The organism is Pseudoalteromonas sp. Z1A8 (genome assembly GCF_011378855.1).
GTDB lineage: Bacteria > Pseudomonadota > Gammaproteobacteria > Enterobacterales > Alteromonadaceae > Pseudoalteromonas.
In genome coordinates, this window is the sequence record NZ_WTLB01000006.1 from 62,705 (window position 1) to 78,178 (window position 15,474).

A 15,474-nucleotide genomic window follows, 5' to 3' on the forward strand; every position below is an offset into this window, starting at 1 on the left:
TACGTTTAGCCATAAGGGCATTATGCTTTATCTCACGTTATTTATTAGCGCATTTATATCTGCCACATTATTGCCCAGCTCTTCTGAAGTGATAATGGTGGGAATGATTGCCCAAGGTAAAGTTAATTTATGGCTTATGTGGTGCGTAGCAACACTTGGAAATGTGTTAGGGAGCTGTGTTAATTACTGGTTAGGCACGCAGGTACTGCGTTTTAAAGATAAAAAATGGTTTCCGGTATCGCAAAAAGGGCTTGATAACGCACAAAAGCAATTTAATAAATACGGTGCGTATAGTTTGTTGTTTGCTTGGCTGCCAGTAGTAGGCGATCCGCTAACTGTAATTGGGGGGATATTTAAAGTACGCTTTAGTATGTTTTTATTACTAGTAACACTAGGCAAAGGCGCGCGCTATTTAGCGGTTATCGCCCTTGCCGTAGGATTCGAAAAGCTTTTTTGAATAAGTTTTTAAGACCTTATTTAGCCCAATCAAGCGTTAACGACACCGAGTCGGCAAAACGCAGTGCATGCGGCTTATCTACACGTGCTTTAGCGTAATGAACACTTGGGTGTGAGTGACAAACGGCAAGAATTTCAGCCACTAATTTTTCGAGCAATAAAAAGTGCCCTTGCTCTACTAAGCTAATTACTTCTTTAGTGATCACTTTGTAGTTAAGTGCTTGGTCTACTTCATCCGTTTTACAGGCGTTATCAGCAGGGTAATGAATTTCTAGATTGATCACTACATCTTGCTTTTTTTCACGCTCATCGGGGTTAAAGCCAATAAACGTACGCAGGCGTAAATTAGTAACGTTAATAATTGCATTAGCCATAGGTTAACCCTTAATAAGCTGCAAAAATTCATTACGTGTTTTAGGATCGCTTCTAAAATTACCTAACATTACTGATGTACGCATGCTTGAATTTTGTTTTTCTACACCACGCATCATCATACACATGTGTTTTGCTTCAACAATAACACCCACACCTTTAGCGCCAGTAACTTCTTCAACCGCTTTAGCAATTTGATGCGTTAACTGTTCTTGAATTTGAAAGCGACGTGAAAACATATCAACAATACGTGCAAATTTAGATAAGCCCAATACTTTACCATTTGGAATGTAAGCAATGTGGCAGCGGCCAATAAACGGCAGCAAATGGTGCTCACACATAGAGTAAAGCTCTATGTCTTGCACTAAAACCATATCGTCAGCATCAGACGTAAATACCGCTTTGTTGGTTATCTCATCAAGCGTTTGGCGATACCCTTGCGTTAAATATTCCATTGCTTTTGCGGCACGTTTTGGCGTATCAAGTAAACCTTCGCGGTTAGCATCTTCACCTACAGCAGTAATTATTTTTTGGTAACTTTCTTTTAATTCGTCATGCATAAGTTTCTCAGTCTAGTGTGTTCTACTTTAAATGGCGTCCGCCATCAACAGGCAAGGAGCGCCCTGTGATGTAGTGGCTCTGTAATAGTAAATCAATGCTATTGATAATTTCTTGGCATCCGGGTTCGATGCCCATTAATGATTTTTTAAGGGTTTTAGCTCGATATTGCTCATCGTCATGTTCATTAAAAATAATGAGTGATGGAGCAACCGAGTTTACCTTTATATTTGGTGCATATTTAGCGCTGAACGATTTAGTTAAGTTATCGAGTGCCGCTTTACTTGCTGCATAAGCTAAGTGTTTAGGGCTGCCTGTTTCAACTACATAATCGGTAAGATGAATTATATCAGCAGGTGCATTGACACTTTGTTGATAGTTTAAAAGCAGCTCAGCACACATTAAATTAATTAAATACGGTGTTTTAGCATGTATACGCATCATGTTATCAAACAGTGATGCAAAGTCAGGATTGTTAGCTTCGCAGTCCCAGCTTGATGCATTGTGAACAATAGCGCGCAGCGATGTTGTGTGCTCTTTAAGCGTATTTATAAATGCACTTATACCGTCGTCGGTACTAAAGTCGGCATAGATACACACAGCGCCTTGTTGCTCTAGTGTATCAACAGCATCGTGGCGAGTACGATACGTAATAATAACAGCCTGCCCTTGAGCTAAATAGTGCTGAGCAAGTGCTAAACCAATGCGTTGGCCTGCGCCGGTAATTAAAATGGGCGATGTCATATAAGGCTGTGTTCTCTTTGGCGGGTGGTTAATAAATATTAGCGTGTTAATTTAGTAAAATATACGCAGTCTCTTGATCTGTCGATCAAAAAAGCAATTAATCCTCAAAGGCGTTAATTGCTTTATTTTATTTACTAAACATTAATCGTAAATTGTCGGAATGGGTTGGCGCTTGTGTTGTGTACGCGTGTAAATGCTTACAAGCTTTTGTTCAACATCGCTAGACACAGATTTACCTTCTAAAAAGTCATCAATTTGCTCATAGCTTAAACCAAGTGCTTCTTCATCTGTTAAGCCTGGGCGGTCACTTTCTAAATCAGCTGTAGGTGCTTTATCTACTAACAAAGCTGGGGCACCTAATGCAGTAGCAAGAGCACGAACTTGACGTTTTGATAAACCAAATAGCGGAGCTAAATCGCACGCGCCGTCACCAAATTTAGTATAAAAACCAGTAATATTTTCAGCACTATGATCGGTACCTACTACTAAGCCTTGGCAAAAACCTGCAATTTCGTATTGAGCAACCATACGTTGCCGTGCTTTAACATTACCTTTAATAAAGTCTATTTGAGCTTGCTCAGGCAGAGCCTCACCGCAGCCAACTACCGCGGCTATTGCTTGCTCATGCAGTGCATCAGCAGCTGGTTGTACGTTAACGGTCATACGTTTACTTGGCTGAATAAAATCAACGGCCATTTGTGCTTCATCTTCATCAGCTTGTACGCCATAAGGTAAGCGCACAGCAATAAACTGGTATTTGTCAGTATCGTGTTCTTTATTTAGCTCGTTTACGGCAAGTTGACATAAGCGGCCGCAAGTTGATGAGTCAACACCACCGCTAATACCTAATATTAGTGATCGCGAATGAGCTGCTACTAAACGTGCTTTAATAAAAGCAACTCGACGAGTTATCTCAGCATTTACATCAATCGTTGGCTGTACTTTCATTTCAGCCATAATTTCGGCGCGCATTGCCAGCTCCTTATAAAATTTAATATGTGATACGCAATAAACTTATTATGTGATTTAGTCTTAATTAATTAAAGTTTTAAATGAGCTTTTATTTTGCGAAGCTCTGCTTTTAATTCTTCTACTTCTGCTAATAAATCACTCAGCTCTTTATCTTTAATTACTTCGCTTGGTAGAGCAACAAAGGCATCGGCGGGATTATTTCGTTGTTCGCCAAATAAATGAATGTATCGGCTGTCGCGCTTACCTGCTTCTCGTTCTAATTTACGCGCGTACTCGCTTTCAATCAGTTTATTGAGCGCTGTTTCTACTTCATTTACGTTATTAAAATCAGCAAGCCTAGCACTGCGGGTTCTTAATTCACCTGGGGTTTGGGCGCCACGTAAAAGTAATAAACAAACAATGGCACGTTGCTGAGCAGAAAATTGCAGATTACTAAACTCAGTATTGCAAAAGCGGTGGTCGTATTTATTTACGCGTCCTGAAAGCCCTTCATCTATGGTAACCAAACGCATTTCTATTAGTTCATCGAGTGCATCTTGCACGTCTTCATCGGTAAGGTTTAGCACAGGATCGCGATTAGACTTTTGGTTACAGGCGTTCACTAACCCATTTAATGATAGCGGATAATGCTCTGGCGTCGTGCTTTGTTTTTCTAATAAGCAACCAAGAATACGTTGTTGATTTGCTGATAACTGCATAAATAATCTCAAATTAGTAAGCGTATTTTATTAGCTTACACCTTTATTGAGTGCCAAGCCATTGTTGAAGTTTAGGTTTTAGGGCGGCTAAATCGAGTGGCTTGCTTAAATAGTCGTTCATGCCTGCAGCTAGGCATTTTTCTTTATCACCCTGCATGGCATTGGCTGTAAGTGCAATAATAGTAATGTTTTCATTACCTTTGCCCGCATCACCTTCTCTAATGGCTTTAGTGGCTTGGTAGCCGTCCATTTCAGGCATTTGGCAATCCATTAAAATGAGCTTATATGGCTTACCTTGTTTTGCATTAAGTTTTACAATTGCCTCAAGCCCATTTTCAGCAATATCAAAAGTCACACCAGCTTGTTTTAATAACGCCGAAGCAACCACTTGGTTTATTTTATTGTCTTCAACGAGCAGTAATTGTGGCTCTGATGAATCAAGTACCGGTGCTTTAGTTAGCTTGTTTTGCAGCTGTGCTTGTTGCTGCTGTTGCTCAATGTATTTATCGTTCGTGAGTGAGTCAAACAAGTCAGAAGGGGTCAGTGGTTTGAAAATCATACAGTCGACTTCCATACCTACTTTAGACTCCTCAGGTGAGTAACTCATTGGAGCCATAATAACTAACTTGCAACTGTGCATATTTATAAAGTTTTTAAGTGCGGTTATGTCCGTTTGCGGCGCTTTTTCAAAAAAGTAGTAATCAACTAAAATAGCTTCAGGGTGGGTGGTTACATTATTTAAATAATCAGCAATCTCAAGATAGTCATGTATGCAATTAACCTTTGCACCCCATACAGTAAGTTGTTTTCTGGCTGTATTTGCATTTAACGAACACTCATCAATAATTAAAATATGTTTGTTTTTAATTAAATGGCTTGGTAAATCTTGTTCTTTACTCAAGCGAGGTTGTATTTGTATTATGAACGAGAACGTACTTCCTTCACCTTGCATGCTGTTTACGCTTACTTCACCGTTCATCAGCTCACACAATTGTTTTACTATGGCAAGTCCAAGCCCTGTGCCACCAAATTGGCGTGTAGTTGAGGTATCAGCCTGTGTGAATGAGTCAAATAACGACGCTTGTTTTTTAGGGTCAATACCAATGCCCGTATCAATAATCGAACATTGTAGGAACGAGCCATCCGTTGTGTCATCTACTCTGGCGGTAATAACTACTTCGCCATTAATAGTAAATTTAACCGCGTTGCCAATTAGGTTATTTAAAATTTGGCGCAAGCGGTTAGGGTCACTAATTATTTCGCTAACTGTAATTTGAGTGGCATCTAAAATAAGTTTTGTATTATTTTGCTCTACTTTTAAGGCAAACGATTCAACTACTTCTCCTAATAACCGAGGTAAGTTAAATTGCACGTTTTCAATATCGAGCTTACCAGCTTCAATTTTAGAAAAATCTAATATGTCGTTAATTATATTAAGTAAAGATTGAGCAGATGATTGAGCAAGTTCAATATGGTGCTTTTGCTGAAGATCTAATTGAGTTTGCTTAATTATATTAAGCATACCGAGAACCCCGTTCATTGGGGTACGAATTTCATGACTCATACTTGCCAAAAATTCACTTTTAGCTTCAACAGCTTGCTCTGCTGCTTCTTTAGCGGTAACGAGTTGTTGCTCGGTTTCAATACGTTTTTGGCTTGAGTACAAACTGCCAATAAGTGCTGCGACGGCAATTAAAAAGCTCTCTTCGTTACGAGACCAATTTCTAGGTGACTGACATTGCTCTGCGCATACAACACCCAAAGCTCCACTACCGGCTGGGATAACCACGCATAACATGGCTTGAATTTCTAAAGGGTTTAAATAGTGTGCTTTTAGAGGCGTTAAAACCGGGTGATTTAGTGCATCTGGAGCATTAAATACAGCTTGGTGATCAATGGTATTAAAAAAGTCTTTAGCATTTCTTCTTAGCCAAATAGGGTCTACGGTGTCGCTTGATAATTGATTGCTGTGAACTGCAAACGGATTTAGTTGACTCTTATCTTCATTAAAAAACCAAATGCTGGCACGTTTAACGTCAAATGCTTGGCAAATCGATTGTGTGATTACGTCTTTAGATTGGCTTAGTTGTCCGTTTAATATGAGTTTATTAACGGTTAGCGATGCGAGTATTTCATTGTGCAGTGCAACTTTATTGCTTTCTAATTCAATTTTTTTACGGGTATCAATATTTTGCAATGATCCAAAGATACGAATGCTACGGCCATTCTTTCGCTCCACTTCGCCATGCGCGAGTACCCATATAGTTTTATTTTCAGCGTTAATAACTTCAAGTTCAACTTCATAACTTTCACCAAACTTTATAGCGCGTTCAATTAACCCGGCTATTTTTTTTCGGCTTTCACCTTCTTTAAAATAGCCTAAATCACTTGGCCATTCAGGTTGTGTATCTAGTGAGTATTTAAATATTTTTTTGGTCATATCAGACCAATATATTTGCTTGTTTTCTAGATTAAATGACCAAGCCCCGATTTGAGCTAAGTCACTCATTGCTTCAAGCATTTTTTCGTTTTGCTGTTGGCGATCAAGCATTTTTAAAAAGAATAAAAAGGCCCAAATTAATAACCCGCAAATAATAATAATCGATAAACGAAGTTGCCATATAGCTGAGTTAGGAGGGCTCCAACCTATTTTAGGTGCAACATAAAGCTGCCAATTCCCACCTTGAAAATTTAAGGTGAATTCTAGTGGGTCTTGATCTATTATGTTTTGATCACCATAAAAAAACTCCCCTTTTTTGCCTAGCCCATGTCTGCCTTGTAAAGCGACGTTGTATTCTTTTTCGAGCTCATAAATACCTGAATTTTTATAGACTTTATCAATATTAAGAACAACTGAGAGTAATCCCCAAAAGCGATTATCTGGCGGTACGTAAACAGGCACTCGGGCAATAAGTGCAATGTCACCTTGGATTAATTTTAATGGGCCAGCCATTACAATGGTATTTGTATCGCGTGCTCTAATTGCATCAAGGCGTTGGTTTTTTTCTTCTAAAAAGTTTAAACCGAGCGATTTTTCGTTACCTTTTAAAGGGTAAGTCATGCGAATTACCATATCGGGAGCGCCACCAATATTACGTAGTTCATTTGAGGTTTTAAATAGTGGCTTAGCAATTTGTTCGAATTGGGTTTGTTGTAAATCAGGCTGTGCTGCAACGGCAACGCCTAAACCTCGAACCAATTGAATATTAGACACTAAAATAGACTCTAATTGAGCACGATAGGTACTTATTTCAGAAAGTATTTGTAAGCGGTGGGCATCTTTTACACGATTATAGTTAATACGATCAAGAACAACACCAACTAGTACAGTTAGCGTAAGCGATAACCAAAAGGTCAGCTTAAAGTTATGGACATTCGTTTTGTTGTTATTAGACGGTGGCATTAGCTACATCGTGGCGTTAATTAAGGCAAATTAACTATAGCTAATTTATTGCATAAATGAAAATGGCGCGTTAAAAATGCGCCATTTATTTTTTATAATTAGTAGTTTAGCTATCGCTAACTTCTCGCGCCCAATGATTTTGCTTTGCTACGTGTAGCTTGCGGTAGCCATCTAGTAGCGCCGCATGCTTTTTAAAGCCTTCAAGCGATAAACCAGGGAACGTTAAACCGTTAAACTGTTTTTTACCTTCGGCAATTTCAATAGCCAGTGCTACGTTATCAGCACCAAACATTAAGCCTAAGGCATCTTGATAATCAGCGTATTCGCGCTCGTCATCGTATTTAATTTCTAAAATAGCTTTTAAACATCGGAAGTGGCGCATTGCCTCTTCGTTTACTTGGCCTGTATGAAGTATCCAATCAACCCAATCAATGGCTTCTTCACTGCCAGCGGCTAAACATAGGTGCGCTTTAAGCTCACCTATACGTAGTGTGTGCCATGGCGTGTCGGCATCAGTTGCTAAGCCAATAAATTCTGCGGCGCGGATAATATCGCTATGACCTGCTTCTTCTAGGCTGTCGTAAATTTCCATCCATTGCTCTGCATCGTATTGATCAAGCGATAGGAATGCTTCGCGGAATTTAGCGCCTTCGTTGTTGTTGCGCCAAATAAGCTCATCAACAGGGTAAATGTCTGACATGCCAGGTACTAAAATACGACACGCGTATACGTTTAGGTGCGTGTAATCCATGATGTATATATCGTGATTCATGCTGTGGATTAGGTCTGTACAGAAGTTATATTCTTCTTCAGTTGTGCCGCTAAAGTCCCAATGTACAAATTCAAAGTCAGGTTTTGCACGGAAAAAATCATGCGAAATTAAACCGCTTGAATCAATAAAGTGCAGTTCAATGTTCTCTGGTGTTGCTACTTCGTCGTTATCAAATGTAGCTGGTTGAAATACATCTAGTTGATCAAGGCGACGACCTTGTAATAATTCGGTAACGGTGCGCTCAAGCGCTACTTCAAATGAAGGATGAGCACCAAAAGAGGCAAATACAGAACCATCTGTTGGGTTAATAAGCGTTACGCTCATTACTGGGTATTTGCCACCAAGTGATGCATCGGCAATACGTAGATGAAAACCATGGCTGCGAAGTTCTTCACAGGCTTCGTGAATTTGAGGATATTGCTTAACAACGTCTTCAGGCACGATTGGTAAACAAATACCTTCGGCAATTATGCGGTTTTTAATAGCGCGTTCAAATACTTCTGATAAACCTTGTACGCGAGCTTCAAATTTTGTGTTACCTGCGCTCATACCGTTAGATACAAAAATATTACCAATAACGTTTACCGGAATGTATACGTTTTGGTTATCGCGTTGGCGCGTGTATGGCAGGGTACAAATACCACGGTCATCGTTACCTGAGTTAAAATCAAAAAGGTGTGATGCGTTAAGTTCGCGCTCTGGGTCAAAGTAATCCCATAAGCTCTCATCCATAATGCCTTGCGGTACTTCATCGCCTTCAACTTTGAACCATTTTTCGGTTGGGTAATGAGTAAACTCGCCATTGGCAAATTCTTCACCTAGGTAAAAGTCTGCAAAAAAGTAGTTACAGCTTAAGCGTTCAAAGTATTCACCTAGTGCTGAGGCAATAGATGCTTTGTCGGTTGCGCCTTTACCATTGGTAAACATAACACCGCAGTCGCTGTCTTTTATATGAACCGAATAACAGTTAGCTACAGGGTTAAGCCAAAGCGCTTCTTCAACATTAATATTTAGGGCTTTAAGCTTGTTTTGCATGCTAGAGATTGACGATTCTAGGTCGCGGTCTTTACCTTTGATAAATGTTTTTTCAGTCATATTGATCTCAACTAGTTCTGCACGATGTGTGGAGCCGACATTATCGTGGATTTTGATGTTTATTTCACCCTTTGCGAGCAAGAACATTATTATTTAATAAAACTGTGGTTATTATATGTTCTTAACGCTTGGTCAAAAACGTGCAAAGGAAAGGTTGATGTTTAAAGTAATCAAACGCTTGTTGTTATTAATTGTGATTTTTGGGCTGGCGAGCACCGCTGTTGTTTATGGTGTACTTACTTTAAGTTTGCCTACTCTTGATGGAAACGGACGCAGTAACGCAGTCGTAGAGCCTGTAAAAATTTCGCGCGATGCATTAGGGCAAGTAGTAATAAACGCTACTAGCCGAAACGATGCTGCTTATGGTTTAGGTTATGCGCACGGGCAAGACCGATTTTTTCAAATGGATTTATTAAGGCGTAACGCCGCAGGCGAGCTAAGTGAATTATTTGGCGAAGCCGCATTGGGGCTTGATAAAAAAATGCGCTTTCATCAATTGCGTAAACGCAGCCAAATTATTTTAAAAACCTTACCTGATGCCGATAAGCAGTTACTTAAAAGCTACGCTCAAGGTGTAAATGAAGGTTTGGCGCAAGTAGGGTATTCAAGCTTTGAATATTTACTAACTGGAGCAGCGCAAAAGCCATGGCAAAGCGAAGACAGTCTATTAGTTATATTTAGCATGTACCTTGATTTACAAAGCGCGACCTTTGAACGTGACCAAGCACTGATACAACTTGAGCAAGCGTACGGTAAGCAAATGGTTGATTTTTTAACGCAACCGAGCAAATACCAAGCTGCACTTGATGGTAGTAAATTAACGCCTTATAACGGCGACATACCCGCGTTGCTAACTCAAACACAGCACACAGTTAAAAATATTGAAGCAAACCAAGAGCGCGGCAGTAATAACTGGGCAGTTACAGGCGCGCTGACTAAAACAGGCGCAGGAATGGTGTCTGATGATATGCACTTATCGATGGCAGTGCCAGTTATTTGGTACAGAGCGCAATTAAATTATATGCAAAATGGTGAGCAAACTCAGGTAACCGGTGTATCGCTGCCTGGTGCGCCGGCAATTGTGGTTGGCACCAATAATAAGATTGCGTGGGGATTTACTAACGGCTATATAGACACCGCCGATTGGATTGCATTAAATGACGATAGTAAAACATGGCAAGTTGATGAACCTATTGCATTACCGGATGGGGAGGTTGAAAACTACCCATTAATACTTAGTGAATACGGCCCTGTAAAATACATTACCGAAAAACCTTACGCACTTAGCTGGGCGGCACATCAGCCTTATGCCGTTGATATGGAATTACTAAAGCTTGAACAAGCAAATACTGTTGATGATGCATTAGCAATAGCTAGCAATGTAGGTATTCCGGTACAAAACTTAATGGTGGTAGATAGCCAAGGTAGCGCAGCGTGGAAGCATATGGGCGGCATACCGGCTCGTAAAACACCAAGTGAGTTAAACGTAGATACAAGCGAATATTCAGCCCTTTGGCAGCAAAACGAATTAGAACGCCCGTTTGTTAAAAACCCACAAAGCGGCCGCTTATGGACAGGGAACTCACGCGTTGTATCGGCTGAGGATAACGCACGCTTTGGTAATGGTGGTTATGCACTGGGTGCGCGCTCAAGCCAAATTCGCGACAGGTTATTCGAAAAACAAACATTTGCAGAAAGCGACTTTTACGCATTACAGCTCGATAACCAAGCTCGCTTTTTAATGCCTTGGCATGCTTTACTATTAAAGCAATTAAAAGCCGATAAAACCAAAAATAAGCAATATATAACAGCACTTAAGAATTGGCAGCAATGTGCGTGTTCAACCTCCATAGGGTATACCTTAGTTAAGCGCTACCGCGATGAAGTGATTAATATTTTATTTAGTAATATTGAAAACCAACTAAATAAACAACAAGGCACGCTTAAATACGTAAAACGAGATTTAGAACCTGCAGTGTGGCAACTTATTAATAACAAGCCTGATTCGTGGATAAATCCACAATTTAAAAGTTGGGATGCGCAATTACTCGGTGCATTTAGCCAAACTGTTACTAAGCTTACTGAGCAATTTGGTAATAACGTACAAGGTTGGCAGTGGGGCAAGGTAAACGAGCTAGTAATAGAGCATCCGTTTGCAAAGCAAATCCCCTTACTTGCTAAGTTTTTAAATATGCCTACAGCACAAGGTTTTGGCGATAGTTACATGCCTGCCGTACAAGGGCGCAGTTTCGGTGCATCGCAGCGTTTTATTGCTCAACCTGGTCATTTAGAACATGCAATTTTAGCTATTCCTGGTGGTCAATCGGGGCACCCTCTTTCTGAATTTTATAGAGCGGGGTTTAGTGATTACGTAGAGGGTAAACATACACCTTTATTGCCGCAAACACTTATGCATCAAATAGTCATAAGACCTATTAAATAATGTTTAAGTGACAAGTGAGTGAGCTTAAATAGTGATAAAAACGTTCTATATTTATTAATTCATACAACAGAGAACAAAAATGAAAAAAATACTACCCGCATTAATAACAGGTTTATTACTAAGTACAGCAGCGCAAGCAGACGAGGGTCCAGTAACAGCACAAAAACTAAGTGAGCATGTATACGTACTATTTGGGCAAGGCGGTAATATTGCAGCAAGTGTAGGCGATGATGGCATTTATATTATTGATGATCAGTTTGCCAAGTTATCAGACGACATTAAAAAAACGATTAGCGATTTAAAACCAGGCAGTGCAGAGTTTGTTATTAATACACATCATCATGGCGATCATACCGGTGGCAACGAAAACTTTGCTAAAGCGGGTGCGCACGTTATAGCACACGACAATGTACATAAACGTTTAGAAGAGCAGCATGGCGAAGGGTCAGACTTTTTACCGCGCATTAGTTTTGGTCACGATTTAAAACTGCATTTTAATAATGAACACGCCCATGTAGTGCATTACGAACATGCACATACCGATGGTGACTCGGTTGTCTTTTTTAGTAACGACAACATAGTGCACATGGGCGATATTTACTTTAATTTTGGCAGCTTACCGTTTGTTGATGTAGATAGCGGCGGCAGCGTTGATGGTATTTTAGCGGCAGTAGACGATGTAGTTAAACAAATTGACGACAACACTAAAGTAATACCAGGACACGGTAAGGTAAGTGACCGTTCAGGACTGATAGCGTATGGTAAGCTAGTTCAAAACGCGAAAGACGTAATGCTAAAAGCAATGCAAAATAATGCAAGCTTAGAGCAAGTACTTAAAGCCGATCCATTGGCAGAACTTGGTCTTGAATACGCAGGCTGGTTACCAAAAGAGAAAGTAACCACACTCTTTTATCGCAGTTTAAAGTAGTACATCTAAAGTAAAAAACATGATACAAAGCTGAGTGTATTCTTGATTTAATCGAGCGTACATTCGGCTTTTATTTTCTTATGCCTAAAGGAGTTGTGTATGTCGGCAGAAAAAACCCATCTTGAAATTTGTAACTTAACCAGAGAGCAATATCCGCAAATTAAAACCTTGATGGATCAAGCGTATCCCGACTTAGGTGGTGCGTGGCCAAGTCATACCATTTTTAGATTAATAGACCAATTTCCAGAAGGGCAAATAGGGATTGTAGATGACGGTGTGCTGGTGGGCTTAGCATTAAGTGTGCAAGTTGATTACACACGTTTTTCAAACCCGCATACCTACGAAGACATTGCAGATGGTCACGACCGTGTATTTAGCGATACCGACGGCGATGCGCTATACGGTTTAGATGTTGCCATTAGCGAAACTCACAGAGGCATGCGTTTAGGTCGTCGCCTTTATGATGCTCGTAAAGAACTGTGCCGCCAATATAACCTACGCGCTATTTTAGCGGGTGGGCGTATTCCACGTTATTACAATCACAGTAGTGAAATGACGCCAATGGAATACATTGCAAAAGTAGATCAAAGAGAGCTGTACGATCCTATTTTAAGTTTTCAGTTATCTAACGATTTTCAGGTAAAGCGTTTACTTAAAAAGTACTTACCAGAGGATCAAGAGTCAGTTGGTTACGCCACTTTACTTGAGTGGAATAACATTATGTATGAACCAACCGACACAGTGCTTGAGTCAACTAAATCGATCGTGCGCGTAGGTGCTGTGCAATGGCAAATGCGCTGCGTTGAATCGGTTGAAGAAATGCTAAAGCAGGTTGAATACTTTGTAGATACCGTATCTGACTACAAAAGTGACTTTATACTATTCCCTGAGTTTTTTAACGCGCCATTAATGGGCCTAGGAAATCAAAGCAACCAAACGGAAGCGATTCGTTATTTAGCCGAATATACCGAAACGTTTAAAAACGCGATGTCGCGTATGGCAATAGAATACAACGCCAATATTATTACTGGCTCTATGCCGCTTGCCGAAGACGATAAAATTTATAACGTGAGTTATTTATGCCACCGCAGCGGTAAAATAGACGAGCAACGTAAAATACACATTACCCCGCATGAGCAAAACGATTGGGTTATTCAAGGCGGTGACAAAATTGCTGTATTTGAAACCGATGCCGGGCGTGTAGGTATTCAAATTTGTTATGACGTAGAGTTTCCTGAGCTTTCACGCATATTAGCAAAACAAGGGTTAGATATTTTGTTCGTCCCATTTTGGACCGACACTAAAAATAGTTATTTACGTGTACGCCACTGTGCACAAGCACGCGCAATAGAAAACGAATGTTATGTAGTTATTGCAGGCTCGGTAGGTAATTTACCACAAGTAGAAAGCCTAGACGTACAGTACTCACAATCGGCTGTATTAACGCCATCAGACTTTTCGTTCCCACACGATGCAACACTTAACGAAGCCACTCCAAATACAGAGATGCTGTTATTTAGTGACCTTGATATGGATAAACTAAAAATTCTTCATAGCGAAGGTACTGTGCGCAACTTAAAAGATCGCCGCGAAGACTTATACGACGTAATTTTGAAAAAGAGAGATGTTTAATGGCGTGGGTGTACTTAATTATCGCCGGGCTACTTGAAATTGGCTGGCCGATAGGTTTAAAAATTTCGCAAAACCCAGATACTCGCTGGCAGAGTATCACAATGGCGGCGGCTTTTTTAATCGCTAGTGGCTTTATGCTGTGGCTTGCCCAAAAGCAAATATCAATGGGCACCTCATACGCAGTATGGACAGGTATTGGCGCCGCCGGTACGTTTGTTGTGGGTATATTGTTTTATAACGATGCGGCTACTTTTGGTCGTATTGCCGGTGTACTAATGATTATTAGTGGTGTGATAACGCTAAAAATAAGCTCTTAGAATCAGTTCTTAAAGCTATAAAAAATTATAACAGTGCAGGTATAAAAGCCTGCGCCTTTTTATGCCCTTAATTCGGCAACATAACTAAAATAGCGGCAATGGCTATGAGTATTAAGCCTGCAGTATCTTGTTTTTTAAGTGGCTGTTTTAACCAAAGTACGGCAATTAGCATGGTAAAAAATACTTCAACCTGCCCAAGCGTCTTAACGTAAGCAACATGTTGTAAGCTCATAGCACTAAACCAGCCTATTGAGCCCAAACAACTAAAAACACTAATTGCGGCTGTAGTGCCTTTGTATTTCCATAATGCACTGAGCGTTTTTGGCTCTTTTAATAATAAATAGCCAAGTAATATTAGCGTTTGTAAGCTAATTACAAACAGTAAAACCCAAGCGGCAGAGTGTGGAAATAGTAACCCTGAATTTAAACTCGCTTCACGTACCCACAGTGATGTAAGCGCAAAGCAAGTACCACATGCAAGCCCCAACAAAGCCGTTTTAGCATTAAAGGTTTTTACACTGGTTATGCCGCTGAGTAGCAATACGGCAATAGCGCCAAAAAATACACCAAGCCAACCAAGTAAAGAGAGTGCTGAGCCAAAAAATAATACACCTAAAATGGCAGCCACTAACGCCTCGCTTTTAGCAAGACCAGCCCCTACAGCGTAGTTATTCATTTTAAACAACTTAACCATCAAGCCGGTGGCGAGTATTTGCATAATGCTTGCGCCAATAATAAATCTCCAAAAGGCATTATTAAACGTAGGCATGGCGGTATCTTGATATTGATACAAACCATATAAATACACCGCCGCAATGGGGCCTGCAATAATAAAGCGAGAGAGAGTTACGCCAGCAACACTCACATTGCTACTTAATTTACTTTGCAGGGCATTGCGCCAGGCTTGCATAAAGGCGGCTAAAAAAGTGAAAAAGATCCAAGTCATGGTATTTGTCGATTAAAAATAAGGTCTTTAAGTTAACAATCTTTAGTTATTAATGCGATGCATTAAGGGTGATAGTGAATATTCATCATCTGCGACATTATGCCGCACTGTTTTATGAGTAAACTTAGCTATAGTAAG

General features: G+C 40.2%; 13 protein-coding genes. 5 read left to right on the forward strand and 8 right to left on the reverse strand.

What is annotated here, in order from left to right:
* The first annotated feature begins 22 nt into the window (after positions 1 to 22).
* Entirely contained in the window at positions 23 to 457 is a 435-nt protein-coding gene (locus tag GQR55_RS04085) for a YqaA family protein (protein ID WP_166419543.1), read from the forward strand.
* Between the two features lie 16 nt (positions 458 to 473).
* Here GQR55_RS04085 and folX read toward each other — a convergent pair whose 3' ends face one another.
* The 7 genes from folX to ycaO all read right to left on the reverse strand — a co-directional run bounded on the left by folX (position 474) and on the right by ycaO (position 9,070).
* Complete coding sequence (gene folX, locus GQR55_RS04090; RefSeq protein WP_166419544.1) at positions 474 to 830, reverse strand: dihydroneopterin triphosphate 2'-epimerase; 357 nt, start codon at positions 828 to 830, stop codon at positions 474 to 476.
* 3 nt (positions 831 to 833) lie between these two features.
* Complete coding sequence (gene folE / locus GQR55_RS04095) at positions 834 to 1,388, reverse strand: GTP cyclohydrolase I FolE (protein ID WP_024598803.1); 555 nt, start codon at positions 1,386 to 1,388, stop codon at positions 834 to 836.
* Positions 1,389 to 1,410: 22 nt separating this feature from the next.
* Complete coding sequence (gene folM, locus GQR55_RS04100; protein ID WP_166419545.1) at positions 1,411 to 2,130, reverse strand: dihydromonapterin reductase; 720 nt, start codon at positions 2,128 to 2,130, stop codon at positions 1,411 to 1,413.
* Positions 2,131 to 2,271: 141 nt separating this feature from the next.
* On the reverse strand, positions 2,272 to 3,102 hold the full coding sequence (gene nadE / locus GQR55_RS04105) for an ammonia-dependent NAD(+) synthetase (protein ID WP_166419546.1): 831 nt from the start codon (positions 3,100 to 3,102) through the stop codon (positions 2,272 to 2,274).
* A gap of 68 nt (positions 3,103 to 3,170) precedes the next feature.
* Positions 3,171 to 3,800, reverse strand: coding sequence for a YceH family protein (locus GQR55_RS04110; RefSeq protein WP_166419547.1), 630 nt, complete (start codon positions 3,798 to 3,800; stop codon positions 3,171 to 3,173).
* Positions 3,801 to 3,843: 43 nt separating this feature from the next.
* Positions 3,844 to 7,203 carry an ATP-binding protein gene (locus tag GQR55_RS04115; RefSeq protein WP_166419548.1) on the reverse strand — a complete coding sequence of 1,120 codons (3,360 nt, stop codon included), beginning with the start codon at positions 7,201 to 7,203 and terminating at the stop codon, positions 3,844 to 3,846.
* 106 nt (positions 7,204 to 7,309) lie between these two features.
* Complete coding sequence (gene ycaO, locus GQR55_RS04120) at positions 7,310 to 9,070, reverse strand: 30S ribosomal protein S12 methylthiotransferase accessory factor YcaO (protein ID WP_166419549.1); 1,761 nt, start codon at positions 9,068 to 9,070, stop codon at positions 7,310 to 7,312.
* 157 nt (positions 9,071 to 9,227) lie between these two features.
* Between ycaO and GQR55_RS04125 the strand changes: the two genes are divergently transcribed.
* The 4 genes from GQR55_RS04125 to GQR55_RS04140 all read left to right on the forward strand — a co-directional run bounded on the left by GQR55_RS04125 (position 9,228) and on the right by GQR55_RS04140 (position 14,390).
* The gene (locus GQR55_RS04125) at positions 9,228 to 11,513 is read left to right on the forward strand and encodes a penicillin acylase family protein (RefSeq protein ID WP_166419550.1); all 2,286 of its coding nucleotides are present in this window, start codon (positions 9,228 to 9,230) and stop codon (positions 11,511 to 11,513) included.
* A gap of 79 nt (positions 11,514 to 11,592) precedes the next feature.
* The gene (locus GQR55_RS04130) at positions 11,593 to 12,441 is read left to right on the forward strand and encodes an MBL fold metallo-hydrolase (protein ID WP_007580517.1); all 849 of its coding nucleotides are present in this window, start codon (positions 11,593 to 11,595) and stop codon (positions 12,439 to 12,441) included.
* 99 nt (positions 12,442 to 12,540) lie between these two features.
* Entirely contained in the window at positions 12,541 to 14,073 is a 1,533-nt protein-coding gene (locus GQR55_RS04135) for a bifunctional GNAT family N-acetyltransferase/carbon-nitrogen hydrolase family protein (protein ID WP_166419551.1), read from the forward strand.
* Positions 14,073 to 14,390 carry a multidrug efflux SMR transporter gene (locus GQR55_RS04140; protein ID WP_166419552.1) on the forward strand — a complete coding sequence of 106 codons (318 nt, stop codon included), beginning with the start codon at positions 14,073 to 14,075 and terminating at the stop codon, positions 14,388 to 14,390. The genes GQR55_RS04135 and GQR55_RS04140 overlap by 1 nt, the downstream gene beginning before the upstream one ends.
* 67 nt (positions 14,391 to 14,457) lie before the next feature.
* Here GQR55_RS04140 and GQR55_RS04145 read toward each other — a convergent pair whose 3' ends face one another.
* Positions 14,458 to 15,300: a DMT family transporter gene (locus GQR55_RS04145; protein WP_166419553.1), complete on the reverse strand. Its 843-nt coding sequence runs from the start codon at positions 15,298 to 15,300 to the stop codon at positions 14,458 to 14,460.
* Between the last annotated feature and the right edge of the window lie 174 nt (positions 15,301 to 15,474).